The sequence below is a fragment of the Avibacterium volantium genome, from assembly GCF_049366555.1.
Lineage (GTDB): Bacteria > Pseudomonadota > Gammaproteobacteria > Enterobacterales > Pasteurellaceae > Avibacterium > Avibacterium volantium_A.
Genome location: NZ_JBMMGT010000003.1, coordinates 67,814 through 82,042 on the forward strand (window position 1 = coordinate 67,814; position 14,229 = coordinate 82,042).

Below are 14,229 nucleotides of genomic sequence, written 5' to 3' on the forward strand. Positions count from 1 at the left end.
TTTCACCGCATTTTTTGTTTGTGCTTTGACCGCAAATTTTTAATTTGCTACAATTTGCAACCTAATTGAAATTCATTCTCAATAACAATTAAGGGCAATTTGCCTCGTTTTATTTGAAGTCAGCGTTAAGGATTTCTCAATGCCGCAATTATTCGCATTTTTACAACATTATGTTGATTACATTATTTTAGGTTTACTCGGTTTAATGAGCTTTATTATGGTATGGTTCGTGATTGAACGCTTTATCTTTTTAAGCCGTGTGAATGTTTCGCACTACACCAATATCCACGAGTTAGACATTGATCTCAACCGTAACCTAACTATTATTTCCACCATTGGCTCAAATGCCCCTTATGTGGGTTTATTGGGTACAGTTATCGGGATTTTATTAACTTTCTATGAATTAGGAAATTCAGGTGGGGACATTGATGCCGCTGCCATTATGCTTAACCTTTCCCTCGCCTTAAAAGCCACGGCGGTGGGGATTTTAGTTGCCATTCCATCAATGGTGTTTTACAACGGCTTGCAACGCAAAGTGGAAGTCAATCGCCTAAAATGGAAAGCCTTAAACGGACAAAAAATCTAGGGGCATAATGTGAAAAAGTTTGATGAAATCAATATTATCCCTTTCATTGACATTATGTTAGTGTTGCTGGCGATTGTCTTAATCACCGCGTCTTTTATTTCGCAAGGCAAAATTCAAGTGAACGTGCCAAAAGCCAGTAGCACTGTGGCGTTTAAATCGGACGATTTAGCCAAATTATTAACCGTTACGGAAACAGGCGAAATCTTTTTTAATGATAAGCCGACAGATTTAGCGCAAATGGAAAAAGAAGTGGCAAGCTGGGCGAAAGATCAAAAAGTAACCCTTAAAGTGGACGCCAAAGCTACCTTCCAAGATTTTGTTAGCCTGACAGATTTAATGGCGAAAAATAACATCAAAAATGTTGCCATTGTTACAATGAAAGAAAAAGGCAAATAAATGGCAAATAAACATCGTTCTTGGTTCGGCTTCTTCTTTTCTCTCCTATTTCACGCCACCGTGATTGGGGCGATTGTCTATGCTGTAAAAGCCGACAGCAGCGCCAATGGCTATCAAGCAGACGTGATCGACAATAGTATTTCAATGGAAATGCTAATGGGAATGACCGTTGAAGAACCAGAACCTGTTGCAGAACCTGAGCCAGAGCCAGTGGCAAAAGAAACGGTGCCCGATCCCATTGTAAAACCTGAACCGCCAAAACCGGAAAAGCCAAAAGAAATTAAGAAAGAAAAGCCAAAAGAGAAAAAGAAAGAAAAACCGAAAAAAGAGAAACCTCAACTCAAAGAGAAACCTTTGGCGAATAAGGCGCTTGAAAAAGGGGATCGCAATGTGAATTCTGAAGCGAAAATCACAGCGACAGCAACCAGCTTAGGTAAGGCAACGGTGAATAATCCAAACCTTGTTAGTAAAAGTGCTGGCTCTGATGTAAAGAATGCCTATATGGGCGCATTGCGTCGAGAAATAGAACGCCATAGACGCTACCCACAACGGGCTAAAATGATGCGTAAACAAGGGATAGCGACAGTGAGTTTTAATATTGCCGCTGATGGTTCGTTGAGTAATATTCAACTCGCAAAATCCTCTGGTAATAATGATTTAGATAAAGCCGCCTTAGAGGCTGTAAACCGAACAAAATCTATCGGCGCAAGACCAGCAGGGCTTTCTTCTTCAATGACCGTGCCAATTCGGTTTAGTATTCAATAAAGTATAAAATATGAAGTGCGGTGGAAAAATTTTGAGTTTTTCCACCGCACTTTTCTTTACCTTAATTTTCCATCGGTTGGATTAATTTCCAGCTTTTATCTGGCTGAATTTGCAAATGCAATCTGTGATGTTTAAGTAAGGTGGAGCGATGTCCTACGCTGATTATGGTGGTATTTGGCAATGTGCTTTTTAATAATTGATACATTGCGTCTTCCAATCCTTCGTCCATACTTGCCGTTGCTTCGTCAAGAAATGCAACCTGTGGCTTGTGTAATAATAAGCGGGCAAAGGCAAGGCGTTGTTGTTCGCCGAGAGAAAGCACGCGCGTCCAATCCTGTTCTTGCTCGAGCTTATTGGTTAAATGTCCTAAATTAACTTGTTGCATAATTTGTTGGATTGCAGCGAGATCGTAATCTTCACTTGCCATTGCAGGATAATAAAGGGCATCAATTAAGCGACCTTGTGGCAAATAAGGTTTTTGCGAAAGGAATAGGGCGCTGTGTTGTGGGCAGATTACGGTGCCTTCGGAATATTGCCAAAGCCCTGCTGCGGTGCGTAATAGCGTGGTTTTTCCAACCCCAGATTGCCCTTGAATTAGTACCCTTGTGCCTAGGGGAAAGGTGAGGTTTAAGTTTTCAATCAGGCTTTTTCCATCAGGGCGTTTTATGGTGAGATTTTGGAATACCACTTCGCCTTGGCTATCTTGAAGCTGGGTTTTAGACGGTTGATTAACTGCGTTGATCGCACTATGAAAACCTGTTAAACGATCAAGCACAGCACGGTAAGCTGCGAAATCATCATAAGAATTACGATAAAAAGAAAGGGATTCTTGCACTTTGCCGAAGGCTTGGGCAGTTTGCATTAAATCACCGAGTTTGATTTGTTCACTGAAGTAGCGTCCCGCTTGAATAAGAAATGGGAAAATAACGGAGAGCTGTGAAACAGTTAAGTTAAAGCCAGATAATTTCAGGGTGCGGTAAACCAGTTGCCAGATGTTTCCAATAATTTTATTGAATTGTTTGAATAATAAGTGTTGTTCCATTTTTTCACCACGGTAGAAGGCAATACTTTCCGCATATTCTTTTAGGCGAATTAGGGAATAACGATAATTTGCGTTGAGCCTTTCATTAGCGAAATTGAGTTTAATTAATGGTCGTCCAATTCTAAAAGCAATCACACTGGTAATAAGCACATAAATAAACACTAAAAATACCATCATATGCGGGATTTCATAGCCCGCGATTTCCATTGGTCCTGATAAGTTCCACAAAATCGCGGTGAATGCGATGAGTGAAACTGTGGAGGAAATCACGCCTGTAGCAAAACTGAGCGAACTGTTGATGTAAGATTCAATATCTTGCTGGATTCGTTGATCGGGATTGTCTAGCTGATTGAGGCTATATAGGGTTTTATAATAGGCTTGGTTGGCTGTCCATTTTTCTACATAATGCCCATTGAGCCAAGTTCGCCATTGAATTTTGAAGCGTTGCGAAATGTAGTAGGTAAACAGCACATTCAACACGTGAACAGTGGCAAGCAAGGAAAATACGACCATTTGTTGCCAGAATACGCTGACATTCATTTCCTGTAATGCGCTGTACATTGCGTTATACCAATTAGAAAACAAAACATCTAACCGCACGGCAACTAGATTAAAGAAGATGATCACCCAAAAATAGCAGAGTGGTTTGAGGCTCTGTTTGGGGGAAAGGTAATTTTTAGCTAAAAGCCAAAATTGATGCGCCCAGCGAGTTGTTTTGACTAAAAGCGCTAAGATAAGGGAGAAGACAATGCTCGTAATCACGAGGCTTTGGATTATCCATAAAAATGAACTTAGTAATTCGTCTGACCAATTCATAATATTTCCGAGTAATGAGTTGATAGAAAAGAAAATAGTTAATCGTGTTGTTTAGATAGCAGAATGAGAAATTTGTTCAAAGATTGTTAAAGAAATTAATGCGGTAAGCAAGAAAAATGTGATGTAGATTAAACTTTTGGACTTTAATTCATTCTTTCTATCTGGAGATTGCTATAATTTTTTTAGTTAAATTAAATTTTTGAGGTTGTTATGAGTGATATTGCAGTTACGATTAGCATTTTAGCCCTCGTTGCGGTGGTCGGATTATGGATCGGCCATTTTAAAATTCGTGGCGTAGGGCTAGGTATTGGGGGCGTATTGTTTGGGGGGATCATTGTTGCCCATTTTACCAACCAATATGGGGTGCATTTAGATGCACATACGCTACATTTTATTCAAGAATTTGGCTTGATCTTATTTGTTTATACGATTGGTATTCAGGTAGGGCCGGGTTTTTTTGCCTCATTACGAGAATCAGGCTTAAAACTCAATGGGTTAGCTGTACTTATCGTATTACTTGGAGCCGCCAGTGTGGTTGTGTTATATAAAGCCGCCGATGTGCCACTTGATATTATTCTTGGGGTTTATTCTGGGGCGGTAACTAATACCCCGTCTTTAGGGGCCGGGCAACAAATTCTTGCTGAATTAGGAATGAGCCACACTACCAGCCATATGGGTATGGCTTATGCCGTAGCTTACCCTTTTGGGATTTGTGGGATTTTACTCACAATGTGGTTAGTGCGGTTGTTTTTTAAAATAAAAGTGGAAGAAGAGGACGCCAATTTCCAACGCGAAAGCGGTCAGGATAAGGAAAGTTTGCGTTCAATGAATGTGCGCGTAACCAACCCAAATCTTAACGGCTTGCCGCTAATTGAAATTCCGGGGTTTGAAAGTAAAGAGGTAGTTTGCTCTCGCTTAAAACGTGGCGATAACGTAAGCGTGCCGAACGCAGACAGCGAAATTTTTCTTGATGACTTGCTCCATTTAGTAGGAGAAGCGCATACATTAAGAAAAATGAAGCTAGTGATTGGTGAAGAAGTGGATGTGCCACGCTCAACACTCACCGGTGATCTTCGTTCAGAGCGCATTGTGGTAACCAATGAAAAGGTTTTGGGAAAACGCATTAAATCTTTGGGCATTCATCAAAAATATGGCGTGGTGATTTCTCGTTTAAACCGTGCTGGGGTGGAACTTGTACCAAGTGCAAATACGAGCTTGCAATTTGGTGATGTGCTACACATTGTCGGACGCTCTGATGTGATTGATAACGCCATTGCCTTAATTGGTAACGCACAGCAAAAATTGCAACAAGTGCAAATGCTCCCTGTTTTTATCGGGATTGGGCTAGGGGTGTTAGTCGGCTCAATTCCTTTTTATATTCCGGGGCTTTCTGTGGCGCTAAAACTGGGTTTAGCTGGTGGACCGCTTGTTGTTGCGCTGATTTTGGCAAGAATAGGGAGCATTGGAAAACTATACTGGTTTATGCCGCCAAGTGCTAACTTAGCGTTACGCGAAATTGGCATTGTTTTATTCCTTGCTGTTGTGGGGCTAAAATCAGGCGGTAACTTTGTGGATACCCTGGTAAATGGTTCTGGGCTTGAATGGATGGGCTATGGCATTATCATCACCTTCTTCCCATTAATGGCGGTGGGGCTGTTTGCTCGGTTATATCTAAAACTTAATTACCTGTCTTTATGTGGTTTACTTGCAGGCTCAATGACAGATCCCCCAGCGCTTGCCTTTGCCAATGCGATTAAAGAAGACAGCGGAATTGCCGCACTTTCTTATGCCACCGTTTATCCACTGGTGATGTTCTTGCGGATACTCTCACCACAGTTATTAGCTATTTTATTGTGGTCTTTTTTCTAACTTTTCTCACATTTAGTAATTTATCAATGCCCGGCTTAGCTGGGCATTTTTTTATTCTTATTTTTGATATAACAGCTAAGTTTACGATGATCTGACTGCTTATTATCCCTTTGTTTTCTTTTTATATTTTTCAACTGGTCTGAACTCTGATTAGTTAGGCTAAATTTGTTTGCACTAGTGTAGTGCTTTCTTTACAATCCAACAGCTTTTCTAATCAATTTTTATCAATTTAATCGAAAAAAGGTTACAAATGACTAAAACAACAATTTTTTCAAGAACATTACTTTCTTCTGCATTATTAGCTGTTGCAGGAGGTGCGCAAGCAGCAGCATTCCAATTAGCAGAAGTTTCAAGTTCAGGTTTAGGCCGTGCTTATGCTGGTGAAGCAGCCATTGCTGATAACGCTTCTGTGGTGGCTACCAACCCAGCTTTAATGACTTTGTTTAAAACCAACCAATTTAGTGCGGGTGGGGTTTATGTCGATTCTAAAATTCGTGTTGATGGTACGGTAACCGCGACAGCAGGTGGTCGTCCTGTTACTCGTCCACAATCTGCTGATAATAATGATGTTGTACCAGGTTCATTAGTACCTAATATGTATTTCGTAGCCCCAATCAATGATAAATTCGCGATTGGTGGAGGAATGAATGTAAACTTCGGTTTAAGAAGTGAATATGGCAGCGATTATAGTGCGGGTGTTTTTGGCGGAAAAACGGATTTAAGCGCAATTAACTTAAATTTAAGTGGTGCTTACCGTGTTACTGAAGGATTTAGTATTGGTGCTGGCTTAAATGCTATCTATGTTAAAGCTGAAGTTGAACGTACAGCAGGGATTTTAGATGACGCACTAAATGCGGTTGCAGCAAGTCCTAGCCCTTATGCACCAATGGCGGCACAAGTTGGTGCAGGTGTTGAGAAAGGTACAGTTCTTACTCACCTTGAAGATAGAAGCGCTTGGGGCTTTGGTTGGAATGCTGGCTTGGTTTATGAATTTAATGAAAGAAACCGTATCGGTGTTGCATACCACTCAAAAGTTGATGTGAAATTTAAAGATCGTAACGCAGTAAGTTATATGCCTTATGGTGTTCAACCTTATGTTGGTGCGGGTTCATTAACGTTAAATTTACCGGGTTATTGGGAAATCTCAGGTTTCCACCAATTAACAGATGCTTTTGCTGTGCATTATAGCTACAAATATACAGAGTGGAGTCGTTTAAAAAATTTACACGCGACTTATGAGAGCGTGCCGGCAGGCTCTCGCAATGGTGATCTTGCATTCCATAAAGAAGAAAGATACCGCGATAATACACGTGTAGCCTTAGGGGCAAGCTATCTTGTTAATGATCAACTAACATTACGCGCAGGTATTGCTTATGATGAAGCAGCCGCTCCAACTGAGCATGCGAGTGCATCAATTCCAGATACCGATCGTACTTGGTATAGCTTAGGAGCAACCTATAAATTTACCCCAAATCTTTCTGTAGATTTCGGTTTTGCTCATTTACGCGGTAAGAAAGTCAACTTCACTGAAACACAAAGCCTTGGTGGTGGTTTAGTTGAAGTAAAAGCTGACTATCGTTCAAAATCTAGCGCCAACCTTTACGGCCTAAACGTAAATTACAGCTTCTAATTTAAGAACTAGGCATTTACGCCAATTTGATTATAATAAGCCTATCCTGCTGGATAGGCTTTTTCTTAATTGCACACTTGTACTATGCAATTCAATTCTTTACAATATTTTTCATAATAAGAAATAAGCAGAGCAAATAAGATGTTTAATTTAACGGCTAAGCATTTTAAAGATGGCTATCTTTATCGTTTTTTCCAGTGTGGGGAATTGCATAGCAAAATTCCTGCAAATTTAACGAAAGTATTAGCAAGAAAATTAGATATGATAAATGCGGCAGAAAATCTAAATGATTTACGGGTTCCGCCTGCCAATCACCTTGAGCTGTTCGAGCCTAAAGAGAATAAACGTTATTCCATTAGGGTGAATAAACAATATCGTCTGATTTTTCATTTCGATAATGGCGAACTTTCTCAGCTTTATCTTGATCCACATCGTTATGATTTATAAGGAGAAATGATGTTCTCAACACAGCGCAAGCCCACATCAGTCGGTGAAATCTTACAAGAAGAATTTTTACAACCACTTAATCTTAAAGTAAGCGATCTTGCTGAAATCCTTGATGTTCATCGCAATACTGCAAGTAGCTTAGTAAACAATCATTCTAAAGTAACTTTAGAAATGGCGGTGAAATTGGCAAAAGCATTTGGCACTAGCCCCGAATTTTGGATTAATTTGCAAAATAACCTTGATTTGTGGGAACTGAACCATAATGCACGTTTTCAACAAAGTTTAGACAAGGTGAAAATAGCTAACTATCGCGCGAGTTTTTCGGTATAAAAGGTAAGTGCGGTCTTTTTTATGCGATTTTTTAGAGAATTCCCCATGTACGAAATCTATTATTGCTATTACCAATCCCCCATTGGGCGGTTATTGATGATTAGCCAAGATAACAAATTAACCAATTTGGATTTAGAAGCTGAGCAAATTGCACCAAATCCGAAATGGATTTTACAGGAAAATCACCCGCTCTTTGAGCAAGTTTCGGCGACATTAACCCGTTATTTTAATGGTGAAAAAGAAGATTTTGCAAGGATTCCGCTTAATCCACAAGGCACGCCTTTTCAGCAAAGCATTTGGCAGCAGCTTTGCCAAATTGCTTATGGTGAAACCACAAGTTATGGCGAGTTAGCCAACCGTATTAACAAACCGAAAGCAGTGCGTGCCGTGGGTGGAGCGGTGGGAAGTAATCCAATTAGTATTATTATTCCTTGCCATCGCGTGTTAGGGAAAACACGTCAGCTAACGGGATTTGGCGGCGGGTTGCCTGCCAAACGCCATTTATTACAGTTAGAAAATATTGCTTATGTAGATAAAGGCGTGGAATACGTCAAACAGAAATTATTGAAAAAGTATCAAAGCTAACAAAAATTTAATAAAAAAGCACCGCACTTTATGAATAGCCCAAACTCCGAACAAGCTCTACTCACCCTTGCGCAATCGCTGGCAGGACTCACTTTTGGTGAAGTTGCCAAGGAGCTGAATATGTCTGTGCCACCCAATTTGAAACGGGATAAAGGCTGGGTGGGAATGCTGCTGGAAACCGCCTTGGGCGCAACCGCGGGCAGCAAAGCGGAACAAGATTTTGCCCACCTTGGCATTGAACTCAAAACCATTCCCATTAATCGACAAGGTAACCCCCTTGAAACCACGTTCGTCAGCCTTGCGCCGCTGATTCAAAATAGCGGAATCACTTGGCAATCTTCTCACGTTCGCCATAAATTATCCAAAGTGCTATGGATTCCCATTGAGGGTGAACGCACCATTCCCCTTGCTGAACGTCATATTGGGCAGCCTATTTTATGGCAGCCCTCACCTGAGCAAGAACAACGTTTGCAGCAAGATTGGGAAGAACTAATGGAATATATCGTATTTGGTCGTCTTGATGAAATCACCGCGCGCCTTGGTGAAGTGCTGCAACTTCGCCCCAAAGGCGCAAATAGCAAAGCGCTAACTAAAGGCATTGGGCGAAATGGCGAGACGATTGACACCTTACCGCTCGGCTTTTATTTACGCAAAAATTTCACCCACGAAATCCTGCAACAATTTCAGCAAAATGGCTGATTTTCCTTTCCATTAAGGCCAGAAATCTATATTATTGTTCGCTTTAGATTTAATCTATAAGGAACTTATTATGTTTGACTGGATCGCCAGCCCCGAAGCCTGGGTGGCTTTATTTACTCTAACCGCATTAGAAATTGTGCTGGGTATTGATAACATCATTTTTATCAGTATTTTAGTAGGGCGTTTGCCTGCTCAACAACGCCAATCAGGGCGTTTAATCGGCTTAGGTTTGGCAATGGCAACCCGTATTTTATTATTGCTTTCCCTTTCTTGGTTAATGAAACTCACTGAGCCGTTATTTGAAGTTTTCTCGCAACAAATTTCAGGACGTGATCTTATTTTAATCGTGGGCGGATTATTTTTGGTGGCGAAAAGCACCCACGAAATTCACCACGCAATGACGCCAGAAGAAGAGGGCGAAGACCAAAGTGCGGCAAAAAAAGTGAATTTTTTCAGCGTACTCATCCAAATTGCCATTTTAGATATTGTATTCTCGCTGGATTCTGTGATCACTGCTGTGGGAATGGCAAGCGAAATTGGCGTGATGATTTTGGCGATTGTGATTGCCGTCGGCGTAATGATGCTGGCTGCCAAACCGATTGGCGATTTTGTGGAATCGCACCCAACATTGAAAGTACTTGCCCTTTCATTCTTGATTTTAGTGGGCGTGGCGTTAATTGGTGAAGGCTTAGATTTCCACATTCCAAAAGGCTACATTTACTTCGCAATGGGCTTCTCCGTGGTGGTAGAAATGATCAACATCAAAATGCGTAAGCGTTTGATTAAACGCCCATAATGCTAAAATAAAGAAGTGCGGTACAAAAATTCTGAAAATTTGCACCGCACTTTGTTTTTCTTCTTTTTACTTTTTCCAGCCCTAATTTTTTTATTTTACTTTTATTGTCTTACCATTTTCGATACATATTGGCGCACATCACTTGCCCTAACACATAAAGGGTGGAATTTTTTTGCAATTTTACCGTGTGTCGTTGTTGTTTGCGTAAGGCGGCGCGGATACCATCGCCCCAAAATTCACTGTAGTAATCCGTTCTAACTTGGGTAAGACGATAAGTATTACAGTTGAGAATTTTGTATTGACGCACGGAGCGTGCGTAAAGTTCTGGGCGCTCTTTATACACGAATAAGCCTTTATCCGAATTAATCACCACATCAAAATGAATTAAGTGCTTGTCTTCGTTATCCACCCAAACCGATTGAGTATCCACATAATATTCTGTATTCGGCGCTAATTTGAAATAGCCTGCTTTGGTTAAGGTTGGCAGAACGAGTTTGACTTCTGGGGGCGGTGAAGTAGGCGTAGTAGAACAAGCGGCAAGTAGCATTACGCTAAGCAATAAACCTAATTTTTTCATTTTGACCTCCTTACATTCTGAGGAAGAACGCTCGTTGATTAGGTTAGAATCATTCTGGCATATTTGAATGGGGATTTCTAACAAAAAAAGACGATTTTGTGAGCTGTTCCACAAAATCAGCTTTACATAAAGAGTGAAAATAAAGCGACGTGATAAAATTTATCGCAAACGATTGCGTAGGCGTGCTACAATACGCGCAATTTTCAGTAACTCAAGTCATATAGGAAAAAATCGTGAGCAAACAATCATTAAGTTACAAAGATGCGGGTGTGGATATTAACGCAGGCAACGCGTTAGTGGAAAAAATTAAAGCTGATGTTAAACGCACCACACGTCCTGAAGTTATTGGTGGATTGGGCGGATTTGGCGCGCTTTGTGCGTTGCCGAGCAAGTATAAAGAGCCAATTTTGGTGTCTGGTACAGACGGGGTTGGCACAAAATTACGCCTTGCCATTGATTTGAATAAACACGATACCATCGGCATTGACTTGGTGGCGATGTGTGTTAATGATTTAGTGGTGCAAGGGGCAGAACCGCTATTTTTCCTAGATTATTATGCCACAGGCAAATTAGACGTCGATGTTGCAGCCAGTGTGATTAAAGGCATTGCCAATGGTTGTGAGCAATCAGGTTGCGCCTTAGTGGGCGGGGAAACCGCAGAAATGCCGGGAATGTATCATCAAGGTGATTATGATTTAGCAGGTTTCTGCGTGGGCGTGGTCGAGAAGTCAGAAATTATTGACGGCAGCCAAGTGAAAGTGGGCGATGCCTTGATCGCATTAAGCTCAAGTGGCGCGCATTCCAATGGTTATTCCTTAATTCGCAAAGTGATCGAGCGTTCAGGTATCGATCCTGCTAACGCAGAATTAGATGGCAAGCCTTTCGCCGATCAAGTGTTAGCGCCAACCAAAATTTATGTTAAATCCATTTTACAATTAATCAAACACGTGCCTGTTCACGCTATTTCTCACTTAACGGGCGGTGGCTTCTGGGAAAATATTCCGCGCGTGTTACCGCATAATGTGAAAGCGGTGATCGATGAATCAAGCTGGCAGTGGCCTGCGATTTTTAACTGGTTACAAGAACAGGGTAATATCGATCGCTATGAAATGTATCGCACCTTCAACTGCGGGGTGGGTATGATCATCGCCTTGCCACAGGATCAGGTGGAAACCGCATTGGCGTTATTGCAAAAAGCAGGCGAAAATGCGTGGCAGATTGGGCGCATTGAGAGTGTGAGCGAAGGCGAAGAGCAGGTTGTTATTCGTTAATGAAAAAGATCGTTGTACTGATTTCTGGGGAAGGGCAAACCTTGCAAAGCATTATTGATGCTTGCCAAGGTGGCGAGATTGCGGCACAAATTTGTGCGGTGATTGCCAATAAAGCAACAGCTTATGGATTGCAACGCGCAAAAATGGCTGAAATTCCCACCGCACTTTTTGAACGCAAGGATTACGCTGATAATCTAGCGATGGATCGGGCTATCGGTGATTATATTGCTGAGCTTGGTGCGGATTTAATTGTGCTAGCCGGTTATATGAAAATTCTAACCGCCGAATTTACCCAACGTTTTGCAGGCAAAATTCTCAACATTCACCCATCATTGTTGCCTAAATATCCCGGTTTACACACTTATCAGCGCGCGTTAGAAGCAGGCGATCAAGAACACGGTACAACGGTGCATTTTGTCAATGAAGAAGTGGACGGTGGTGCGATTGTACTGCAAGCCAAAGTGCCAATTTTTCCAGATGATGAAGTCAGTGATATTGAGCAGCGCGTGAAATATCAGGAGCAGAAAATTTATCCTTTAGTGATAAATTGGTTTGTTACCGATCGTTTAACGCTTCAAAATGGCAGCGCCTATTTAGATGGCAAATGCCTGCCAAATGCAGGTTATGCAATGGATTAAGGATACAAAGCACAAACTTCAGTTTGTGCTTTTTCTTATTCTGTCGGAGAAAGAATTTTATTAAGTGCGGTCATTTTTTTGTGAATTTTTGGTATAGTAGCGAAAATTCATCATAACTTAGTTACTCTTTAGGATTTATAAATGGCAGAAAAAATTCTGATTGATGAAGATCGATTTATGCGAACCATTTCCCGAATTTCGCACGAAATCATCGAAAAACATCAAAATCTCAATGACCTCATTATTGTCGGAATTAAGCGCCGTGGGGCGGAAATTGCAGAGTTAATCAAACGTAAAATTAATGATTTAACCGGTAAAGAGCTGCCTTCCCTTGATTTGGATATTACCTTTTATCGCGATGATTTGGAATATGTTGAGCCGCAAAGCCAATCGCCTGTGTATAGCGGTGCATCAAATTATGTGAGTATTCAAAATAAAATTGTAATTTTGGTTGATGATGTGTTGTTCACGGGGCGCACCATTCGAGCAGCATTAGATGCGTTAATTGATTTTGGGCGAGCGGCAAAAGTGGAATTAGTGATTTTTGTGGATCGCGGACACCGTGAATTGCCAATTCGTGCCGATTATGTCGGCAAAAATGTGCCAACCAGTCGTGCGGAAAAAGTGCAAGTTCGGACGATGAAGTTTGATCAATGTTATGAAGTTGCGCTGGTATCAAAATAAACGTCGTGTAAAAAATGTTTTATCAAACTAAATCGATGAACCTTTTGGCAAATTGACACTCTAACGTAAAATAATTTGAACTAATAAATGGAAAATATGAAAGGATTTAACTTTAAAGCGATTTTAGTAGGTTTGGTGGGATTATTTGCGCTTTCAGCGAATGTATCTGCTGTAGAACGCGTGGTTGCCACCGTGAATGGAAGCCCTATTTTAGAAAGCCAAGTGCGTACTGCTTTAGGTAAAAAGGCCAATACAGAAGCAAATCGCGAGGCGGCATTAAATACGGTGATTGATGATATTTTAGTTAATCAAGCCATTAAAGATTCTGGCGTGAGTGTGAGTAGCGCACAAGTTGATCGTGTAATGGAAGATATTGCGGCACGCAATGGCTTGACGTACGGACAACTACTTGATGTATTGGATTATCAAGGCATTAACTATCATCAGTATCGCCAACAGATCGCAAATCAATTATTAATGTCGGAAGTGCGCAATCAGGCGATTGGTAAAAGTGTTGATGTAACCCGAGAAGAAGTGCAAGAACTTGGGCAAAAATTGCTTGATCAAGCGAAAGCACAGGGTAAAGAGAAAAAAGTAACTGGAACAGAATACCAAGTTCGTCATATCTTATTGAAATTAAACCCATTATTAAATGATGTGCAAGCGAAAGCGCAATTAACTCAAATTCGTGCGGATATTTTGGCGCACAAAACCACCTTTGCTGATGCCGCATTAAAATATTCTAAAGATTATTTATCTGGCGCGAATGGCGGCAGTTTAGGCTTTGCTTTCCCAGAAACCTATGTGCCACCCTTTGCTAAAATGGTACAAAGCACGAAGAAAGGCACCATTTCAGCCCCATTTAAAACAGAATTTGGCTGGCATATTTTAGAAGTTACTGACACTCGCCAAGGGGATCGTACCCGTGATGCTTATATGCAAAAAGCCTATGAACAGTTAGTTAATCAACAACTGCGTGAAGCCTCACAAGATTGGATGAAAGCCTTGCGTAAAACAGCGAATATTAAATATTTCAAGTAATTTGAAGCAATCACGAAATCCCAGCCCCAATGCTGGGATTTTTGTTTTATAATAGCG

General features: G+C 41.0%; 16 protein-coding genes. 14 read left to right on the forward strand and 2 right to left on the reverse strand.

Annotated features, from left to right (window positions below; genetic code table 11):
* The first annotated feature begins 139 nt into the window (after window positions 1-139).
* The 3 genes from exbB to ACLS0A_RS01345 are packed head-to-tail and all read left to right on the forward strand — an operon-like array spanning window position 140 to window position 1,747.
* Window positions 140-586 (forward strand): TonB-system energizer ExbB, encoded by a 447-nt coding sequence (exbB, locus tag ACLS0A_RS01335; RefSeq protein WP_103853410.1) that lies wholly within the window; start codon window positions 140-142, stop codon window positions 584-586.
* 9 nt (window positions 587-595) lie between these two features.
* Complete coding sequence (exbD, locus tag ACLS0A_RS01340) at window positions 596-982, forward strand: TonB system transport protein ExbD (protein WP_103853409.1); 387 nt, start codon at window positions 596-598, stop codon at window positions 980-982.
* Window positions 983-1,747 carry a cell envelope integrity protein TolA gene (locus tag ACLS0A_RS01345; protein ID WP_416082100.1) on the forward strand — a complete coding sequence of 255 codons (765 nt, stop codon included), beginning with the start codon at window positions 983-985 and terminating at the stop codon, window positions 1,745-1,747.
* Window positions 1,748-1,808: 61 nt separating this feature from the next.
* On the opposite strand, the gene ACLS0A_RS01350 is transcribed toward ACLS0A_RS01345, so the two are convergent.
* A complete protein-coding gene (locus tag ACLS0A_RS01350) occupies window positions 1,809-3,605 on the reverse strand; it encodes an ABC transporter ATP-binding protein/permease (protein WP_416082101.1) in 1,797 nt (598 codons plus the stop codon).
* A 210-nt stretch (window positions 3,606-3,815) separates the two neighbouring features.
* Here ACLS0A_RS01350 and ACLS0A_RS01355 point away from each other — a divergent pair, with 210 nt between their 5' ends.
* The 7 genes from ACLS0A_RS01355 to ACLS0A_RS01385 all read left to right on the forward strand — a co-directional run bounded on the left by ACLS0A_RS01355 (window position 3,816) and on the right by ACLS0A_RS01385 (window position 9,961).
* On the forward strand, window positions 3,816-5,474 hold the full coding sequence (locus tag ACLS0A_RS01355; RefSeq protein WP_416082102.1) for a putative transporter: 1,659 nt from the start codon (window positions 3,816-3,818) through the stop codon (window positions 5,472-5,474).
* 250 nt (window positions 5,475-5,724) lie between these two features.
* Window positions 5,725-7,104, forward strand: coding sequence for an outer membrane protein transport protein (locus ACLS0A_RS01360; protein ID WP_416082103.1), 1,380 nt, complete (start codon window positions 5,725-5,727; stop codon window positions 7,102-7,104).
* Window positions 7,105-7,245: 141 nt separating this feature from the next.
* On the forward strand, window positions 7,246-7,551 hold the full coding sequence (locus ACLS0A_RS01365) for a type II toxin-antitoxin system RelE/ParE family toxin (RefSeq protein ID WP_416082104.1): 306 nt from the start codon (window positions 7,246-7,248) through the stop codon (window positions 7,549-7,551).
* Window positions 7,552-7,560: 9 nt separating this feature from the next.
* Window positions 7,561-7,881: a HigA family addiction module antitoxin gene (locus ACLS0A_RS01370; RefSeq protein ID WP_330934410.1), complete on the forward strand. Its 321-nt coding sequence runs from the start codon at window positions 7,561-7,563 to the stop codon at window positions 7,879-7,881.
* 45 nt (window positions 7,882-7,926) lie between these two features.
* The gene (locus ACLS0A_RS01375) at window positions 7,927-8,466 is read left to right on the forward strand and encodes a methylated-DNA--[protein]-cysteine S-methyltransferase (protein WP_416082105.1); all 540 of its coding nucleotides are present in this window, start codon (window positions 7,927-7,929) and stop codon (window positions 8,464-8,466) included.
* A 30-nt stretch (window positions 8,467-8,496) separates the two neighbouring features.
* Entirely contained in the window at window positions 8,497-9,165 is a 669-nt protein-coding gene (gene mutH / locus ACLS0A_RS01380) for a DNA mismatch repair endonuclease MutH (RefSeq protein ID WP_416082106.1), read from the forward strand.
* Between the two features lie 70 nt (window positions 9,166-9,235).
* Window positions 9,236-9,961: a TerC family protein gene (locus tag ACLS0A_RS01385; protein WP_115249505.1), complete on the forward strand. Its 726-nt coding sequence runs from the start codon at window positions 9,236-9,238 to the stop codon at window positions 9,959-9,961.
* Between the two features lie 109 nt (window positions 9,962-10,070).
* Here the strand turns inward: ACLS0A_RS01385 and ACLS0A_RS01390 are convergent, their stop codons facing one another.
* Window positions 10,071-10,538, reverse strand: a complete 468-nt coding sequence (locus ACLS0A_RS01390; RefSeq protein ID WP_416082107.1) for a surface-adhesin E family protein — start codon at window positions 10,536-10,538, stop codon at window positions 10,071-10,073.
* Window positions 10,539-10,771: 233 nt separating this feature from the next.
* Here ACLS0A_RS01390 and purM point away from each other — a divergent pair, with 233 nt between their 5' ends.
* The 4 genes from purM to ACLS0A_RS01410 all read left to right on the forward strand — a co-directional run bounded on the left by purM (window position 10,772) and on the right by ACLS0A_RS01410 (window position 14,172).
* The gene (purM, locus tag ACLS0A_RS01395) at window positions 10,772-11,809 is read left to right on the forward strand and encodes a phosphoribosylformylglycinamidine cyclo-ligase (RefSeq protein WP_416082108.1); all 1,038 of its coding nucleotides are present in this window, start codon (window positions 10,772-10,774) and stop codon (window positions 11,807-11,809) included.
* Window positions 11,809-12,447, forward strand: a complete 639-nt coding sequence (gene purN, locus ACLS0A_RS01400; RefSeq protein WP_416082109.1) for a phosphoribosylglycinamide formyltransferase — start codon at window positions 11,809-11,811, stop codon at window positions 12,445-12,447. Before purM ends, purN begins: the two co-directional genes overlap by 1 nt.
* A gap of 141 nt (window positions 12,448-12,588) precedes the next feature.
* On the forward strand, window positions 12,589-13,131 hold the full coding sequence (gene pyrR / locus ACLS0A_RS01405) for a bifunctional pyr operon transcriptional regulator/uracil phosphoribosyltransferase PyrR (RefSeq protein ID WP_103853398.1): 543 nt from the start codon (window positions 12,589-12,591) through the stop codon (window positions 13,129-13,131).
* Window positions 13,132-13,227: 96 nt separating this feature from the next.
* Window positions 13,228-14,172 carry a peptidylprolyl isomerase gene (locus ACLS0A_RS01410; protein ID WP_416082110.1) on the forward strand — a complete coding sequence of 315 codons (945 nt, stop codon included), beginning with the start codon at window positions 13,228-13,230 and terminating at the stop codon, window positions 14,170-14,172.
* The last annotated feature ends 57 nt before the right edge of the window (window positions 14,173-14,229 follow it).